Raw genomic sequence first — 17225 nt, forward strand, 5'->3', positions numbered from 1 at the left:
ATTTGATCGAAAACGCTGAACCGCACTAACCTGTTTTTGAGTTTAGCACATGGGTAGGGGCGGTCAAGTTGACCGAGTACTCTAGATAGAGGCTAGAAGGGAAATATCGTAGAGACACAAAATTTTGTGTCTCTACAGAATAGGTGTCGAATTGGAGCGCTGAGATGTCGAGAGCTGGAATTTGATTTCTGTTGCGTTATGCTCTCACATAAATATCTTGTCAAAATTAGACTAAGGGTGATATAAACCAAGGTGCGTATTTAAAAGCAAGGTTTGATTCTTACCTTTATATTCTTTGGCACGCTGATGCAACCTTTTTATGATAAGAGGGAGAAAATATGGGAACAAAAATATTTCAGGTAGATGCATTCACTGACAAGCCTTTTGGCGGTAATCCCGCCGCCGTCTGCATATTATCCGAGCGGCGTGACGAGGAATGGATGCGGAATGTGGCCGGAGAGATGAATTTATCGGAGACAGCTTTTTTATACAGGCAGGCAGGCGGTTTTAATTTGCGCTGGTTTACTCCTACCGTTGAGGTCGACCTGTGTGGCCATGCCACGTTGGCAAGCGCCCATGTATTGTGGGAATCGGGGTATTTAAGAACTGACGAACGGGCACATTTCTTCACCCGAAGCGGTCTCCTCACGGCTGAAAAAAAGGGCGATTGGGTCGGGATGGATTTCCCATCAGAGCCGGAAGAGCGGGTGACCCCGCCGGATGAGCTCATCAAGGCTTTGGGGGTAGAGCCGAAATACGTCGGCAAAAACAGATTCGATTACCTCATAGAAGTCGAATCAGAACAAGTTGTTCGAAATATAAGACCTGACTTCAGATTGCTCGCTAGTCTTCCTGTTCGGGGAGTTATGGTGACCAGTCTTTCTGATTCCAAGGACTACGATTTTGTTTCTCGGTTCTTTGCTCCGGCTTCCGGCATCGACGAAGACCCGGCTACCGGGTCGGCGCACTGTTGCCTTGGCCCATTCTGGAAGAAGAGGCTCGACAAAGAGGAATTTATTGCTTATCAGGCATCCTCCCGGGGAGGAGTTATTCGCATCCGCTTAGCCAGTGATCGCGTCTATCTTGGGGGCCAGGCAGTCACCGTTATGCGCGGGGAAATTGTTTGAGTTCGGATTGTGCAACTCCAACTGTTTTTCATCAGGGCTTCCTTATAGCGGATATTTATATCCGCTCATACTGAAGTCCTGAGCATCGTCGAAGGGTCGAAGTATGAACGGTATTTGTTTTTATCATCGGGACTTTCCTTTGACACAGAATTATCCTTAGTGAAATGGTAGGTAAAAAAAGGACGGCCAATCTTTGTAGGGAACGCATATATGCGTCCCTCATCTTGCAAACTCTGCAAAATTCGGTCAAACTAACATCCTTATTGCCGATATGAATTCATTGCTGAAACCTTATAAAATTTACCAATTACATAAGGCGGCGTAGCCAAGAGGTAAGGCAGCGGTCTGCAAAACCGCAATACCCCGGTTCGAATCCGGGCGCCGCCTCGCCCTTTATTTTGGATTTTAGAATGCGGATTGCTGATTGAAAGGAAAGGATCCGGCAATAACGAATTTTCAAGCACCAAATCACAAATAATATTTAAATTCTAAATTTGAAATATTATTTATTTTGGGTTTGGAATTTTGAGTTTGTCTGGAATTTGTGACTTGATGATTGGAATTTTACTTTTCAGTGATTATTACTCTGTAATCTGAAATCCTCACCAATCCAGTATTTGAAATTTAGGGCAAATTTGGTAAAACTACAATTGCCTCCCTAATGCCCGGGTGGCGGAATAGGTAGACGCAAGGGACTTAAAATCCCTCGGGTCACAAGCCCGTGCCGGTTCGAGTCCGGCCCCGGGCACCATGTTAAGCTAGCTTTATCTAAAGGGTTTACGCTTTTTAGAACGATGGTTTTGATTATGAATGAATTTAAAATGATAAAGGGCTAAAGAGCGGATTCTTTAATGTGAATTTGTATTGTTCTGATCTTGTCAGTTATTGAGGTCGTCTTCATCCTCATCCTCTTCCTCGTCCCACTCTTCATCCTCATCAAACTCTTCATCCTCGTCCCATTCCTCGTCCTCATCCCACTCTTCCTCATCCTCATCCCATTCTTCATCTTTAAGCTTTATCTCGATTTTCTTGAGCTCAAGTTCCATTCGAAATCTCCTAATTAATTTTTACTTGAAACCTTACATACTGACATCAAAAAGTCAAGTTCTTTGTGGACTTAGCGCGCAAAAGCGACGCCCTGTTAGTTTATATGTGGAGATTTTTATTGTTTTTAACTTTATTTGACAAAATTGATGCGTCGCTTATTATTTAACTCTACCAAATAGATTCAATCACAATTTTGTGAAATAAAGAAGGCTTAGATATGGCGACTTGCTCAATCGAACAGGCTATTCAGGAAATAAAAAATGGAAGGATGGTAATTCTTGTAGACGACGAGGATAGAGAGAATGAGGGCGACCTAGTGATCGCAGCCGAGTTTGCTACCCCCGAAGTAATAAACTTTATGGCCAAAAATGGAAGAGGGCTTATATGCCTGGCCATTACCCAGGAGAAGGCCGATCAGTTGGGCCTTCAGCCAATAAAACCGGAGAACAGCCCGGTTCCTCAATATACGGCGTTTACTATCCCGATTGATGCGAGGTTGGGAATTACAACCGGGATCTCGGCTTACGACCGCGCATCCACCATACGTCTAGCCATCTCAGAAGAGGCAAGGCCGGAGGATTTTATCCGTCCCGGCCACGTGTTCCCATTAATCTCCAGACGGGGCGGGGTGCTGGTAAGAGCGGGGCATACCGAGGGTTCGGTCGACCTGGCTAGGCTGGCCGGGTTGAAGCCAGCGTCGGTAATTTGCGAGATAATGAAGGACGATGGGGACATGGCCAGGCTGGCCGACCTGGAAGCATTCGCCGAACGGCACGGGATTAAAATCGCCACGATTGCCGATCTCATCAGTTATCGACTGAGGGCAGAGAGTTTTGTGAGAAGAGCGGCTTCTGCTTCCCTTCCCACTGCGTACGGGGACTTTAAGGTAATAGTGTATGAAAGCGACATTGACCCGCAGCATCACGTGGCTTTTGTGAAAGGAGAGATCAACTCTGAAGAAGGAGTTTTGGTTCGGGTACATTCCGAATGTCTTACCAGCGACGTTTTCGGCTCGCTAAGGTGTGATTGTGGCCCCCAGATCCGTCAAGCCATGCGCATAATCGAAAAAGAGGGAATGGGGGTGATTCTTTACATGCGCCAGGAGGGAAGGGGGATCGGCTTGGTCAACAAGATCAAGGCTTATGCGCTCCAGGATAACGGGTTTGATACGGTAGAGGCAAACGAAGCGCTTGGATTTAAACCGGACCTCCGTGATTATGGAATAGGAGCGCAGGTGCTTCTCGACCTTGGCGTCAGAAAAATGAGGCTTCTAACCAACAATCCCCGGAAGGTAAAGGGCTTAGAAGGCTTTGGGCTTCAGATAGTGGAACGGGTTCCCATTGAGATTCCTCCTAATGAGAGAAATTCACGTTATCTAAAGGTAAAAAAAGATAAACTCGGACACCTTCTTTCCATGGTGGACTAATAGCGGAGGAGCTTATGCCTCAAGTTTACGAGGGAAAACTGGATGCCAAGGGCCTCAAATTTGCCATAGTGGTGAGTAGATTTAACAGCTTCATCACCGACCGGATGGTGGAAGGTGCCTTGGATGTCCTGGTCAGACACGGCGCATCCCAGTCGGACATAGATATAATAAAGGTGCCCGGGTCATTCGAGATCCCCCTGGGTGTAAAGACGGCGGCTGGGTCGAAGAAATATGATGCGGTAGTAGCGGTAGGGGCGATCATCAGGGGTGAAACCCCTCACTTCGATTATCTATCCTCCGAGGTCACCAAAGAGCTTTCCGGAATCGGGCTTGAGTTTGGTGTCCCGGTTGCATGCGGAGTGATAACAACGGAGACACTCGAGCAAGCCATCGAGAGAGCTGGCTCGAAAGCGGGTAATCGTGGGGGAGAAGCGGCTTTTAGCGCGATTGAAATGGTTAATCTCCTGAAAGCGCTTTCTCGTAATAAATAATTTCCTTGAATTATGGGTAAGAGGAGACGTGCGAGAGAGATTGCACTACAGTTTTTATACCAGTATGACACCCTCAAAGAAACTTCTCCAAATGATGTAATCCTGGAAGAAGCCATAGAACTTTTCTGGACGACTAAGGAGCCCTCCTCAGAAAAAGAAGTAAGAGAATTTGCCCGTAAGCTCATTGTTGGGGCATGCGAAAATATGGAGGGTATCGACAGCATCATAAACCGTTATTCCAAGCACTGGCGGCTTTCTCGAATGTCGAAAATAGACAGGAACATATTGCGGATGGCCATCTATGAATTGGTTTACTTGATGAATATTCCCCCTCCTGTTACCATTAACGAAGCCGTCGAGCTTGCCAAGAAATACGGCACGGAAGAGTCCGGTGCTTTTGTGAACGGAATTTTGGACCGAATACGCATAGCCGTCGATAAAGGGGAGCTGCAATATGATAAAGGAAGCAATAGCTAAGGTAGTGGAGCGTATAGACCTTGAGGAAGAGGAGATGGCGGAAGTAGTGCAGAAGATAATGAGCGGTATGGCCACGCCTAGCCAGATTGCTGCTATTCTGGTGGCATTGAGGATGAAAGGAGAATCCGTCTCCGAGATAACCGGTGCGGCTAAGGTAATGATGGATAAAGCGACAAAAATAAAACCCAGGGATACTGCTGCTGTCGACCTATGCGGAACGGGCGGCGACCAGCAAGGCACGTTTAACATCTCTACTGTTTCTTCTTTGATAGCGGCGGGGGCGGGCGTGTCAGTGGCCAAACATGGAAACCGGTCCGTCTCCAGCCAGGTAGGAAGCGCTGATGTGCTCGAAGAATTAGGCGTCAATATCAATCTTTCCGCCAAAGGAGCGGAACAATGCTTAAACGAAGTGGGTATTACTTTCCTATATGCGCCGCTTTTCCACCCAGCTATGAAAAATGTATCGGAGCCGAGAAAGGATATAGGGATAAGGACTATTTTCAATTTGCTTGGCCCGATTACCAACCCGGCCGGAGTCAAGCATAAGGTAATGGGGGTTTATTCCGAGGTCTTGGTGACCCCTCTGGCGAAGGTTCTGAGGAATTTGGGATTTGTAAGGGCTATGGTCGTTCACGGGTCTGATTCTTTGGACGAGATAACGGTAACCGGAAAGACTCATATAGCGGAGCTGAGAGACGGAATGGTAAAAAGCTATCAGTTTGACCCGGCAGATTTGGGATTCAAACGGAGAAAGCTTGAGGAGTTGAAAGGAGGGAGTGCAAAGGAAAACGCCCAGATCGTACTTTCTATTCTCAAGGGTGAGGAACGCGAAGCAAAGAGAGAGGTCTCTGTGCTCAACGCCGCAGCAGCTATTTTGGTAGCGGGCGCCGCTTCCGATATGAAGGGAGCAGTAGCCAGGGCCGAGGAATCCATAGACTCAAGAAATGCCTTAAACAAGCTTAACGACCTAATCAAATTCACGAAAAACTGGACGGATGGTTAAAAGGACTTTTAAATCGCTTTCCTGAGATGATTCTTGACAAAATTATTCGGAACAAGAGAGTTGAGATAGAGAGGGCAAAAAAAGACTTTCCCTTGGGTTTGCTTTCTTCCCGGGTTGAAAAAACTAATCCCCCTAGAGATTTTCTAGAAGCGATAGCACCGAATGGGGGTGTGAAGATAATTGCCGAGATCAAACGTGCTTCTCCGTCAAGAGGGGTGCTCAGGGAAGATTTTGACCCAATCGAAATTGCCAAAGCGTACAGCAAAGGCGGAGCATCTGCGCTTTCCGTCCTTACCGATAGGGAGTTCTTCAAAGGAGACTTAAATCATCTCCTTGAAGTGAGTAAAACTGTAGAAATGCCTGTCCTAAGAAAGGATTTTCTGGTTGACCCTTATCAGGTCTATGAATCAAGGTTCTACTGTGCAGATGCCCTTCTTCTTATCGCCGCTGTCCTGGATAAGGAGATGCTCACCGATCTGCTTGAATTAACCCATTCCTTGAATATGAGTGCAATAGTAGAGGTGCATGATGAGGAGGACCTGGAAAAGGCTCTTCTTTCGCCCAGCAAGATAATAGGAATAAACAACCGTGACCTCAGGACATTCAACGTCAGCCTTGATGTGTCGGTAAGGCTTTCAAGGTTGATCCCGAAAGAGATGATAGTTATCGCTGAGAGCGGAATAACCTCGGGCGATGACATAAGGAGGCTGAAAGAAGAGGGGATCTGTGTCTTTTTGATTGGTGAAATGTTCATGAAGGCTGAATCTCCGGGCAAGGAGCTCGAGAAAATGCTCAAGGAGTTTAGTTAGAATGTGCTGGTAGGGGCTCAAAATTTTGAATCCCTACTTATTCGATAAAGCCTATATCCCGGAGGATTTTCCCATGGTCAAAGGCAAGCTTGATACCTTTTATCTCCTCCTTTGAAAATGCCTTTACTTCCTTTGTCTCTTCGCTGGTTTTGATTTCTCCCCCGACCGGTTTACAAAGAAAGCAGACCGAAACAAAGTGTCCACGCGGGTCTCTGTCTGGGGCTGAGTAAACTCCGACGAGCTTTTCTATTTTTATATCCAGTCCGGTTTCCTCTTTTGCTTCTCTAATTGCTGCTTCCTCGACCGTTTCGCCGTATTCTACTATTCCGCCTGGCAATGCCCATTGGTCCTGGTAGGGGTCGAAAACCCTCTTTACCAAAATTATTTTTTTGTCATCGGTAATTATGACCGGGTCTGCAGTCAACGTAATTTTTTTCATCTTAAGAGGAACCTTCTATATATAGATTTGAAATTTATTCTAACTTGAATTCAATACACGAGTCTAGCCAAAACTCTCGGTGATTGCTTTGATACACCAAATTAACCGGGTAGCAAACGAGTCCGTTCAACCAAGCCCTGTATGTCCTGATGACATTAGTCTTTAGAAATAGGATTGCTTCGGTCGTAGAATTTATACTTTCGACTAGCTGGATAGGTTCCGAATAAGTACTTTGGCATCCTTCGACCGGGCTCTGGATGAGCGGATGCACGCATCAGCTGCTAATCGGGAATAAAAGACCCGATCGTGAAGGGCTAACACCTCAAAAAATTCTATCCTTTCTTTGTGCGGTGAAGCGATCTCTTATTTTGGACAAGTTTGAAGGAACGCATTATTTAAGCGTTCCTTACATTTAGAGAGCCGTCGTTCGGCTTACCGGCAAACAGTCCAGAGTTGAACAAAGGGTCTACCGGACTGCCTTTGATTTAGAATCCTGAAAGCCCTGTCCAATGACACTCTTCTGCTGCTTGATGCTTTCGTCAAGGCACTTGATTCGTTGATTATTTTTTCATTGTGATTAGACTATGAAGAAATTTGTACAAAATCTTGGCAATTAAAGAGGCAAAAGGAAATGCAGGAGCAGAAAAAGAGAAGAAAAAACCCTACCCTTGCACTTATACTCTCTGCCATATTCCCGGGACTGGGACAGGTTTATAACAATCAACTGGCTAAAGGGATAATCCTGATGGCGCTTAACACAATAGTTAATTTTCTCATGTTCGAGCCTCTTCAGAGAATTTTCGAGGCCGAGGGTAGGATGCCGGATAACCCCACGCTTATCATAGTGACCGGCTACACCATAGCCGGCCTCATACTATGGCTTTACGCCATTATTGATGCCAAAAAAACAGCAGATAGGATTAACGAGAACGGAGGGATACTGAACTAGTGATAGTAAGAATATGTTCTGATGACAGCAGTAGGTTTTTGACAATCTCTAAGTTTGGCAGGTGGTATGAAAATTAGCATCCGAATCTTAGAGTCATATTAAAAATGAATGGAACTGATGACCGTAAGCAATTCTATTCTTAATCTCACTCCAGTTTAAGCCTGTCCAATCTCCTTCCCACTTCCCGGATAAGCTCGTTCACTCCTTCTCCGGTTACTGAAGAGATAGGAAATACCTCTATTCCTAAATTGTTGAAATAACTTTTTACTCTGTTTAGCTTTTCTCTAGCCTCGGTGATGTCGATTTTATTGGGTGCAATGACCTGAGGTTTATTCCTAAGCTCAGGACTATATGCTTCCAGTTCTTCATTCATCACCCGAAAGTCTTCTATTGGGTCTCGGTCATTCAGGGGAGACAAATCAAGGACATGAATAAGAATCCTGCTACGCTCTATGTGTCTCAGGAATTTTATACCCAGACCGGCTCCTTCATGTGCACCTTTTATCAGTCCGGGAATATCTGCCACTACGAACGATTTGTCCTGGTTATAGCTCACCACTCCAAGGTTTGGCACCAGCGTGGTGAAAGGATAATCGGCGATTTTAGGGCGTGCCGCCGAAATCCGGGAAATGAGGGTGGATTTGCCCGCATTGGGGAAGCCAATAATGCCGGCGTCAGCCAGCAGTTTGAGTTCGAGAACTAATGTTTTTTCTTCTCCCTCTTCTCCCGGTTCTGCATATTTGGGAGCTTGGTTAGTTGAGGTGGCGAATCTTGCGTTCCCTCTTCCGCCACGTCCGCCTTTTGCCACTAGTAGCGTCTGACCATCACTGGTGAGGTCACCTAAAATTTCACCGGTGTAAAATTCTTTGACAACGGTTCCCACCGGAACCGGGACAAAAAGAGGAGGGGCGCTCTTACCGTGCTGGTCTTTTCCCCTTCCATGTTCTCCGTTTTTGGCTCGGTAGTGCTGTTTATAGCGATGGTCCAAAAGGGAGGTCATGTTTTGCTTGGCAATAATAATTACGTCCCCGCCGTCTCCGCCATCTCCACCGTTAGGGCCGCCCCGAGGGACGAATTTTTCTCTTCTGAAGCTGACGCATCCTTTTCCCCCGCGCCCGGACTTTACGTATATTTTTGCTTCGTCGATAAACTTAACCATGATGCTTTGATGGGACACAAACACGAGGTTCAAACGGTGCCTGTGACTGGGTTTAATCTTAGCATACTTAAAGTCCAGGCTGAAATTTCGACTGGCCGTATACAAGGTTTAGTAAAGCGAACACGATGCATTCCGGGTGAATACTCGGTCCTGTTATTTTAGCTGGTATTGACCGGCCTTTTCCTGATAGATGCGGTTTATCTCATCAAATTTTGATACAAATTTGATTCCCATTTTGGTAGGTATGCCGGGCAAGGTATGAGATACCCAGGATATAATGCCTTCTATCAACACAACCTCTTCCATCCTGCCGTCGTCGATTGTATTGCCGCCAATATGTATGTGAATCATGATTCTAGACTTGACCGGAAATGCCCTGTGGGATTCGATGGCCATCCCATTCTTGGAGATGTTTAAGGCATAGCCCGAGGAATTGGGATTTGACAAGCCATACCTAACTCTCTTCCTAAAGGGAACTCTGATCGAAAGCCTGCGATTTGCCATTAGACTTATCTCTTTTTATTCTTAATGAGCCTTGCACATTCTATTATAGGTTATTTATAAAGTAGATTTAAGCGGATATAAATTAGACTTCGGTATGATTTTTGGATAAAAATTAAAGGAATAGTGGGAATTTCTATAACTTTAGTTTGTATCCTCTTCGTTATTAGCACTGTAAGTAACCGTTTGATAGTGTGTATTACTTGACTTGGAAACGAATAGTTTTGAAAACCATTTGATTTACCTCATATTTGCCGAAGGAGCATACTTATATGACTAGAAAACAGATTTTCTCCTGGTTTTTCTTCGGGATATTCCTTTTTTTAATCTATCTTTTCTACGAGATTCTTAGCCCATTTGCTTTCTCACTTTTCTGGGCGGGGATACTGACCCTGATGCTTTATCCTCTTCACGAACGCCTGAATAGGCTACTGAAGAATAGGCCGACGATTTCTTCCATCATCATGACCACCGGAGCTACCTTGGTAATCATAATCCCGCTGGGTATCGTTTTTGCGACCCTGGCAGTCGAGGTCTTTGATATTTACCAGGGATTTAAGGATAAGATTGAGTTGATCAAGCTTGGGGCTGTAGCGGAGAGATTAAAGGAGCTTATTCCCGTAACCATAGTTGAAGAAGTAGAAAAAAGGTTTGATGTGGGAGACTTGGGCATCGAACAGGTTGTATTAAAGGCTGCGGGAACAGTTAGTAAATATGTTTTTGACCAGGTTCAAGAGGGGGCTAAGAACCTTACCAGCTTGATCATAAGCTTTATAATAATGGTTTTTGCCCTGTTCTTTTTCTTTCGTGACGGAAGAAGGCTTTACGAAGAGATAAAATATCTAATACCTATGACTGATGAGCAAAAGGAGAGAATATTCGACCGCTTCTACGATATACTGAATGCCGTAATTCTGGGAGTGCTGGCCACCGCCGCCGTACAGGGTATAATAACCGGCCTCATTTTCTGGTTTCTTGGCATCCCATACGCGGTACTTGCCGGGGTTCTCACATTCGCATTTTCCATCCTGCCCATTGGAGGTTCGGTATTGGTCTGGCTACCGGTTGGACTGTATCTCCTTTTCGCCGGGGAAGTTATTAAGGGGATAATTCTTCTTGTCCTTGGAGCCGCTGTAGTAAGCTCTATAGATAATATTCTAAAACCATGGATCATAGGGGGTAGGCTGAAGCTATCGACCCTTTTTCTTTTCCTGAGCATTCTGGGCAGTATCAAGGCTTTCGGATTTACCGGCATAATCCTTGGGCCGGTTCTTCTGGTTATCTTTATGAGCTTCCTAGAAATTTATAAAGCAGAGTACCGGGAACAAAAGTTAGAGTGACCCGGCTCGTCCAGTCGCGTAGGGAACCGGCTATTATCATCCTTTGAACCTACCTCTCTAATCCAAGGTCAAATAGGTTTTTTTGAGGTTTGCTTTTTGCTCAGCGCACGAAGTATGACGCTCAATAATGCCAAGCCCTTGAATCCATCTTCGTCGCCTTTTAAAGACTGTATGTAGTCGATGTTTTCCTTTATTGATTCGTCTTCCGGAGCTACTTCTTGAGCTATCCTTAGTACCTCCAGTGCTTCGTCGTACCAACCTTTTTCAACCATGGAGAAGGCTAGGGAGTTATAGGCGGCAACGAAGTCCGGGCATAAGGTTATGATCTCTTTGTATTTGCTCATAGACTCATCAATCCACCCCAAATCTAGATAACAATTTCCGATGGAGAGTTGGGCCCACATGTCACCGGGGAAAAGATCAACGTGCTTCTTTAGCTCTTTGAGTGCTTCACTTGTCCATCCCATGTCGAAATAGCACAGTCCCAGTTGATAATGTATTTCCTCTTTTATATAATCCTGGTCCGAATCCAACAGAGTACAACTTATGAATTCGGATATTGCGTCCTCGTAGCATCCTATAGCTCGGTAGGTAAGGGCTAGGTTCCATTTTGCCATGGCGTAATTGGGCTCGATTGTCAGTGCTCTTTCAAAAGCATCGAAAGCATCTTTGTGCTGTCCCAATCTAGCAAAGGTTATACCACATTGAGTCCAGATATAAGGGTCCCCTGGGTCGAGTTCGAGAGCCTTGCCGAAATAAAAGATGGATGTTTCCAGCTTCCCCATGGCGTCGTAAGTAAGGGCGAATGATAAATAAACATCCGGGTCGTGTGGAGCGATCTTTAAAGCCTTGGTCAACTCCCCGAGTGCTTCGTAAAACCTTCCCGTTTCTTTGAAGTTGTCTGCCTTATTAAGAATTCTCTCTAGTCTTCCCATTATTGCTCCGTCCTCTGGCAATTTGGCTTAAATCATATTTATTGTGTAGGCAAATGTCAACAAATCAAATAGCCATAAGCTTAAGCTGGTTTTAGGTTCTTATCGTTTAGATGACGAAAAGGTAACTTGGTCTCAGTGCAAACTCGGGTGAGATCGTATTGCAAAAAGCTTTATGCTTCATCAAGCCTTTCTGTCATCTTAGCGATAGTTTTATAATGAATCGACTGAAGGGTGTGACTATGCGAATAAGATTCAGTTTAGTTATGGTGAGCAAGGCTAAATTTAGCCATTCTCCCTAATCAAAGCGGTACACTTGACAAGGAATTGTTAAAGTAGTATTTTTGACTTAACTAAGATATCTAACCGACAAGGGCATACTGGTAAAACATACAGGACGCAAAGCCTACGATCTGAGAGTTCTTAAGAACTTAGGATAGCGGGGTTACCGAAGTTAGATATGAAGAAAATACCAGAAAACCAGAAAAAACCTTTCCATAGAATTCTAGATATTTCAGTTAATTGTACAGTACTTAATAAAGTACAATCTCAAATTCATCTAATCTTGTCAAGTCTTTCATGGGTTTTTATAACGAAGTTAGACTGGATTTTTAAAAGCGACTTGAGAGAATTTGTTCAATTTTCTAAATTAAGTATTGCAAAAAATTAAAAACGGTGGTTAAATTAGGCTTATAACTAAGGAGGATGGCTTGCTTTTCGGGAAAAAAGAAGCTATTGGCCTGGATATTGGCTCGAGCACTATTAAGCTCGCTGAGCTCAAAGAGACCAAAAAGGGTTATCAATTAAAGAATATTGGTGAAGCCCTTCTCCCTCCGGAAGCCATAGTAAACAAGGTAATTACCAATCGGGAAGCTGTTTCGGATGTACTTTATACCCTAGTAGAAGACCTGAGAGTAAAAACCAAAAACGTAGTAATATCTATCTCCGGCCATTCCGTAATCATAAAAAAGGTAAGCCTTCCCAAGATGACTGAGAAGGAGCTACGCGAGGCTATCCCCTGGGAGTTGGAGCAGTATATACCCCAGAGCATCGAAGACGTTAATTATGACTTCCAGATTCTGCCGGGACAAACGGCCGAAGGCAATATGGATGTGTTAATAGTTGCCGCCAAGAAAGACATAACTAATGACTATATCGGCGTCGTAAACGATGCAGGGCTAACTCCGGTAGTGGTGGATGTGGATGTATTCGCCCTGGAAAATATGTACGAAGCCAATTACCCAGAGTCGTCTGCCGGAATTACGGCGTTGGTTAACATCGGGGCTTCGGTGACAAACATAAATATCTTGCGGAACGGCGTTTCTGTTTTTACCCGCGACATAACCACGGGTGGAAATCAGTTTACCGAACTAATACAAAAGGAGTTTGACGTTGGATATGATGAAGCCGAAAAAATGAAAAATTCTATCGGTCGCAGTGAAACTTCACCCGAACTGGATAGGATATCCCAGGATTTTACCGACTTGATGTGTGGGGAAATTAAGAGGACCCTGGATTTCTTCTCTACAACTTTGTGGAGAGAGAAGGTAGATAAAATCATGCTTGGAGGGGGCACCTCCAAGATCCCGCGTGTAAGGGAAATACTGGAAGAGATGACCAACTCCGCAGTAGAGATGATCAACCCGTTCAAGAACATTACTTATAGTTCTTCCGATTTTGACCCTGAGTATATACAGGACATCGCTCCTAAAATGGGTGTTACTATAGGACTCGCTCTCCGGAGAATGGGGGATAAGCAATGATAAAAATTAACCTTCTTCCTGTAGAAGAGAAACGAGAGATAAAGGGGCTAGGCGAATTTGTAGTCGGGGTATTAGTTCTCCTGGCGGTGGTAATGCTGCTGATAGCTTTAAATTTGATACAGAATAAGAGGATTACTAATGTTAACGACAGAATTGCTGATACCAAGAGGAAGATTCAGAAGCTAGAAGATGTCAAGAAAAAAGTCGAAGAATTCAAGGCAAAGAATCAGGAACTGGAGGGTAGAATCAAGGCAATAGCCATACTTGAGGAAAATAGGACCGGGCCGTTGTATGTAATGGATTCGCTTTCTCAGGCTATTCCGGACCGGGCATGGATCGACAAGTTTTCGGAGAAAGGCAGTGTGGCACAAATGGACGGCATAGCTTGGGATGAACGCACGGTTGCCGATTTTATGAAGAGATTGCAATCCTCTCCTTACTATCAAAACGTCGAACTGAAGGTGATCAAAGCAAAGGACATACAAAACCTTGCCTTGAAGAATTTTGTCATCGAATCAAAGTTGAATTATTCGGGAAAGGTTGTAAAGGAAGAGCAAAACCCGGAAGCAAACGGGCTGAGCAAAGAAAAGAGAAAGTAATTTGTCCTAAGGCTTGGCAACAGCATGGATAGAATCGAGAGCATAGTAGAGTACCTGAACCAAAAATCGCCGAGGGCTAGACTGGGAATCCTTGTAGGAATTATCGTATTTATCTGCCTTTTCTTTTGGTATTTCTTCTGGTCTCCAAAGGCGGAAGAGCTAGATAGGGCCAGAGCAGAGCTGCAAAGAGAAGAAAAAAAGTTAAATGAATATGAGCAGGTGGCCAGGGAGCTTCCCAAGTTTGAAAAGGAATTTGAGAGGTTGAATAAAGAGTTCCAGGAATCTGCTCGTAAGCTTCCGGAGGAGAAAGAGATTCCCAGTCTTATAGACAGCGTATACGCCGCCGTTTCCGGTTCTGGTTTAGAGTCGAATACTTTTGCCCCCAAGGGAGAAGTAAAAAAGGATATATACGCCGAAATTCCTATAGAGATGGAGGTTTATGGGAGCTATTTTGAGCTAGCTAATTTTTTCGACCGGATCGCTAGGCTGCCCCGGATAGTGAATGTTAGGGACCTCAACCTGAGCCGGGAAGATAAAAAAAGAGGAGGCGGTGACGGTACTGAGTTAAGTGCCAACTTTACCACTGTCACCTTCCGGTTGCTTCCACCTAGCGCTGCACAGCCGGAAACCGATGCTAAGGGAAAAAAGGGAAGAAGGACGACAAAGCCTAAACAAGAAGAGGAATAAATAATAAGGAGGATGAGGCTATAAAGGCTCTTATAATCTTCTTACTAATAGTTAACTTGTCCATTCCTCATGTTGCTGCTCAAGACTCCGGTGAAGCGAACGCTAGTACCCCTACTTCGCCCGAAGAAAAACCGCTCTACACACCCCAGGGGAAACGGGATCCTTTCAGACCTTTCATAAAGCTCGAGGAAGAGAGAGAAGTTAAGCCACAGGTAAGCCAACTGGTGCCGCCGATAAAGAGATATCCTCTTGAGGAGTTCAGGCTGGTAGGCATTTTGTGGGCTGGACAACAACCAAAGGCCATGATCGTAGACCCTGAGAAGAATACCTACGTATTAGGAATTGGAGATGAGATAGGAAACAGCCAAGGGCGGATTATAGAAGTCAGGGAAAGCGGCATTCTGGTGGAGGAAAAGAGACAGTTGGAAGATGTGTTTGGCCAGAAAAAAATTGAGGTTAAGAAATCTGTCCTGGCATTTAGAGAATAGCAGGGTATGAAAAACTAGAAGGAGCAAAGATTATAAAGGAGGATGGTGGAATGAGATTTCTGTTAATAGCCATATTTTCGGTTGCATTATTACTGGCAGCCCCTCTATTAACCATTTCCGCAACAAGCGAACCTCTCCTTCCGGGAGTCGAGGAGGCTAAATCGTCGACACTCCTAGAGCAAAGCGACTATAAAGGGTCAGGAAGACCATCCTATGTGGCGCAGGCAGCCGAGCCTGCTGCGCCTCAACAGCCCTCCGGTGTACCTCAGTTCGGTGCGAGTGGTTTAAACAAGGTCGAAAGTATAGACTTTAACACTCTAGACGGAGCCGGAGTGGTAAGTGTGAAAACTTCTCTTCCCGTACAATATGAAGAACTTCCCAAGGAGGAAAGGAGATACAGCGTAAAGCTCGTGGACGTATATCTATCGGATGAGCTTCAGGTTTCGAGAGACGTGAAGGATTTTGACAGTCCGGTGGGTTTTGTGTCTTCCTTCCGGGACCCGGTGAAGGAGAGCGATGTGATAATATCCGTCGAGTTGAAGGAGGATGCGCCGGTACTCCTTCAACAGATAGGCAATTCCATAAATATAAAACTCGGGCAGACGGAAGAGGAGAAGCTTGCCGAGGCTAAAAAAGAGGAAATTCAGGTGGAGGATAAGGGACCGCTATGGGCTTTTGATTTTCGAAGCGCTACCGTACCGGGCACAAAAAAGGTTTACCGCGGCCAGCTTGTATCCTTTGATTTTAAAGACGCCGATATAAGAGACGTGCTCCGAATTCTCGCCGATATCAGCGGCTTCAATATCATTGTTTCAAGCGACGTGAAGGGCACTGTAACGCTCAAGCTTTCGAATGTGCCCTGGGATCAGGCTCTCGATGTGGTACTTGAGGACGCCGGCCTCGGCGCATTCGTGGAGGGTAATGTGGTAAAGGTTGCCCCTCTCAAGGCGCTTCAGCAGAGGCAGACTGCAATACAAGCGGCGGCTAAATCAAAAGAACAGTTAGAGCCGCTGACCACCAGACAGGTTTTCGTTAACTACGCCACCGCCGAAGAACTGATCCCCCTGGCCGAGCCGCTACTTAGTGATAGGGGTGATATTAAGGTAGATACGCGCACAAACAGCCTGCTAGTTACCGATACCGGGCCCCGGGTTGCACAGATTGAAGAGCTGGTAAAGAGCCTCGACACCAGGACTCCCCAGGTCTTGATAGAATCACGTATTGTCCAGGCGACACTTGATTTCACCCGGGAGCTGGGTGTTCAATGGGGGTTTAATTACAGGGCATCTGCGGCAACCGGGAACCCCACCGGGGCATTTTTCCCTTCGAGCATCGGATTAGGCGGAGTTACCCCGGGAAATCCTGGCCCCTTCGGACAGGTAGGGGATAATTTCGTTATAGACCTTCCGGCCGCGGTCGGCACCGGGTCGGGCGGGGCGCTGGGAATAGTGCTAGGAAGCATTACCGGGGCTTATGACCTGGACATAAGGCTTTCCGCACTGGAGAACAGGGGCGACGGAAGGGTGCTTTCATCTCCTAAGGTCTTAACCCTGGACAACCAGCCGGCGCGAATCGAGCAGGGCGTGTCCATACCATTCCTGAGCGTCTCTGCGGCGGGTACGCAAACCCAGTTTGTAGATGCTACCTTAAGGCTTGAGGTTACTCCTCAGGTAACTAACGACGGCCGGGTGCTGATGGACATCAGGGTGACGGATAATGCCCCCGATCCTTCCATCACCGGTGCGGATGGTCAACCGGCTATAAGAAGAAACGAGGCAGAAACCCAGGTCTTGTCGCTCGACGGTGAGACAATAGTAATCGGCGGTATTTTCACCAGGACGACAACAGAGAACCTGAGTGGAATCCCTTGGTTTTCCAGGATCCCGCTTTTAGGGTTTCTTTTCAGAAACACGCAGAACGTGGACCAGAGAAGGGAGTTATTGGTTTTCATAACACCAAGGATAATCAGATAAAAGGTCAAGGAGGAT

18 protein-coding genes, 2 tRNA genes and 1 riboswitch are annotated in these 17225 nt (G+C 45.7%); of the genes, 15 read left to right on the forward strand and 5 right to left on the reverse strand.

All coding sequences use genetic code 11. The features are described 5' to 3' along the window. Nucleotides 1-338 precede the first annotated feature (338 nt). The 3 genes from VNN20_04200 (at nt 339) to VNN20_04210 (ending at nt 1878) form a co-directional block, all read left to right on the forward strand. Complete coding sequence (locus VNN20_04200) at nt 339-1127, forward strand: PhzF family phenazine biosynthesis protein (GenBank protein ID HWP91386.1); 789 nt, start codon at nt 339-341, stop codon at nt 1125-1127. A gap of 315 nt (nt 1128-1442) precedes the next feature. Then, a tRNA-Cys gene (locus VNN20_04205) sits at nt 1443-1514 on the forward strand. A gap of 276 nt (nt 1515-1790) precedes the next feature. Next, nucleotides 1791-1878, forward strand: a tRNA-Leu gene (locus VNN20_04210). A 127-nt stretch (nt 1879-2005) separates the two neighbouring features. Here the strand turns inward: VNN20_04210 and VNN20_04215 are convergent. Continuing rightward, nucleotides 2006-2173, reverse strand: a complete 168-nt coding sequence (locus tag VNN20_04215; GenBank protein HWP91387.1) for a hypothetical protein — start codon at nt 2171-2173, stop codon at nt 2006-2008. A gap of 218 nt (nt 2174-2391) precedes the next feature. Here VNN20_04215 and VNN20_04220 point away from each other — a divergent pair, with 218 nt between their 5' ends. The 5 genes from VNN20_04220 to trpC are packed head-to-tail and all read left to right on the forward strand — an operon-like array spanning nt 2392 to nt 6380. Further along, nucleotides 2392-3600: a bifunctional 3,4-dihydroxy-2-butanone-4-phosphate synthase/GTP cyclohydrolase II gene (locus tag VNN20_04220; protein ID HWP91388.1), complete on the forward strand. Its 1209-nt coding sequence runs from the start codon at nt 2392-2394 to the stop codon at nt 3598-3600. A gap of 14 nt (nt 3601-3614) precedes the next feature. Continuing rightward, nucleotides 3615-4091: a 6,7-dimethyl-8-ribityllumazine synthase gene (gene ribE, locus VNN20_04225; protein HWP91389.1), complete on the forward strand. Its 477-nt coding sequence runs from the start codon at nt 3615-3617 to the stop codon at nt 4089-4091. 12 nt (nt 4092-4103) lie between these two features. Beyond that, a complete protein-coding gene (gene nusB, locus VNN20_04230; protein ID HWP91390.1) occupies nt 4104-4568 on the forward strand; it encodes a transcription antitermination factor NusB in 465 nt (154 codons plus the stop codon). Next, nucleotides 4546-5571 (forward strand): anthranilate phosphoribosyltransferase, encoded by a 1026-nt coding sequence (gene trpD, locus VNN20_04235; protein HWP91391.1) that lies wholly within the window; start codon nt 4546-4548, stop codon nt 5569-5571. The genes nusB and trpD overlap by 23 nt, the downstream gene beginning before the upstream one ends. Before the next feature lie 26 nt (nt 5572-5597). After that, nucleotides 5598-6380, forward strand: coding sequence for an indole-3-glycerol phosphate synthase TrpC (trpC, locus tag VNN20_04240; protein ID HWP91392.1), 783 nt, complete (start codon nt 5598-5600; stop codon nt 6378-6380). Between the two features lie 37 nt (nt 6381-6417). Here trpC and VNN20_04245 read toward each other — a convergent pair whose 3' ends face one another. Then, nucleotides 6418-6819 (reverse strand): NUDIX hydrolase, encoded by a 402-nt coding sequence (locus tag VNN20_04245; GenBank protein HWP91393.1) that lies wholly within the window; start codon nt 6817-6819, stop codon nt 6418-6420. Nucleotides 6820-7450: 631 nt separating this feature from the next. Here VNN20_04245 and VNN20_04250 point away from each other — a divergent pair. Then, nucleotides 7451-7768 (forward strand): DUF5683 domain-containing protein, encoded by a 318-nt coding sequence (locus tag VNN20_04250; protein HWP91394.1) that lies wholly within the window; start codon nt 7451-7453, stop codon nt 7766-7768. A 145-nt stretch (nt 7769-7913) separates the two neighbouring features. Here VNN20_04250 and obgE read toward each other — a convergent pair whose 3' ends face one another. Both obgE and VNN20_04260 read right to left on the reverse strand, forming a co-directional pair. Beyond that, nucleotides 7914-8927, reverse strand: coding sequence for a GTPase ObgE (obgE, locus tag VNN20_04255; protein ID HWP91395.1), 1014 nt, complete (start codon nt 8925-8927; stop codon nt 7914-7916). A gap of 153 nt (nt 8928-9080) precedes the next feature. Then, on the reverse strand, nt 9081-9431 hold the full coding sequence (locus tag VNN20_04260) for a PilZ domain-containing protein (GenBank protein HWP91396.1): 351 nt from the start codon (nt 9429-9431) through the stop codon (nt 9081-9083). Nucleotides 9432-9700: 269 nt separating this feature from the next. Between VNN20_04260 and VNN20_04265 the strand changes: the two genes are divergently transcribed. Beyond that, complete coding sequence (locus VNN20_04265) at nt 9701-10768, forward strand: AI-2E family transporter (GenBank protein ID HWP91397.1); 1068 nt, start codon at nt 9701-9703, stop codon at nt 10766-10768. A 68-nt stretch (nt 10769-10836) separates the two neighbouring features. On the opposite strand, the gene VNN20_04270 is transcribed toward VNN20_04265, so the two are convergent. Further along, on the reverse strand, nt 10837-11703 hold the full coding sequence (locus tag VNN20_04270; protein HWP91398.1) for a tetratricopeptide repeat protein: 867 nt from the start codon (nt 11701-11703) through the stop codon (nt 10837-10839). A gap of 361 nt (nt 11704-12064) precedes the next feature. Beyond that, nucleotides 12065-12153: riboswitch (cyclic di-GMP riboswitch) on the forward strand. A 257-nt stretch (nt 12154-12410) separates the two neighbouring features. Between VNN20_04270 and pilM the strand changes: the two genes are divergently transcribed. The 5 genes from pilM to pilQ are packed head-to-tail and all read left to right on the forward strand — an operon-like array spanning nt 12411 to nt 17210. After that, the gene (gene pilM / locus VNN20_04275; protein HWP91399.1) at nt 12411-13463 is read left to right on the forward strand and encodes a type IV pilus assembly protein PilM; all 1053 of its coding nucleotides are present in this window, start codon (nt 12411-12413) and stop codon (nt 13461-13463) included. Continuing rightward, nucleotides 13460-14062, forward strand: coding sequence for a PilN domain-containing protein (locus VNN20_04280; protein ID HWP91400.1), 603 nt, complete (start codon nt 13460-13462; stop codon nt 14060-14062). Before pilM ends, VNN20_04280 begins: the two co-directional genes overlap by 4 nt. Before the next feature lie 24 nt (nt 14063-14086). Further along, a complete protein-coding gene (gene pilO / locus VNN20_04285; protein ID HWP91401.1) occupies nt 14087-14749 on the forward strand; it encodes a type 4a pilus biogenesis protein PilO in 663 nt (220 codons plus the stop codon). Between the two features lie 56 nt (nt 14750-14805). Beyond that, a complete protein-coding gene (locus VNN20_04290; protein HWP91402.1) occupies nt 14806-15237 on the forward strand; it encodes a pilus assembly protein PilP in 432 nt (143 codons plus the stop codon). A gap of 50 nt (nt 15238-15287) precedes the next feature. Next, the gene (gene pilQ / locus VNN20_04295) at nt 15288-17210 is read left to right on the forward strand and encodes a type IV pilus secretin PilQ (GenBank protein ID HWP91403.1); all 1923 of its coding nucleotides are present in this window, start codon (nt 15288-15290) and stop codon (nt 17208-17210) included. The last annotated feature ends 15 nt before the right edge of the window (nt 17211-17225 follow it).

This window comes from Thermodesulfobacteriota bacterium (genome assembly GCA_035559815.1).
In the GTDB taxonomy this organism is placed as follows: Bacteria; Desulfobacterota_D; UBA1144; order Nemesobacterales; family CSP1-2; genus DATMAT01.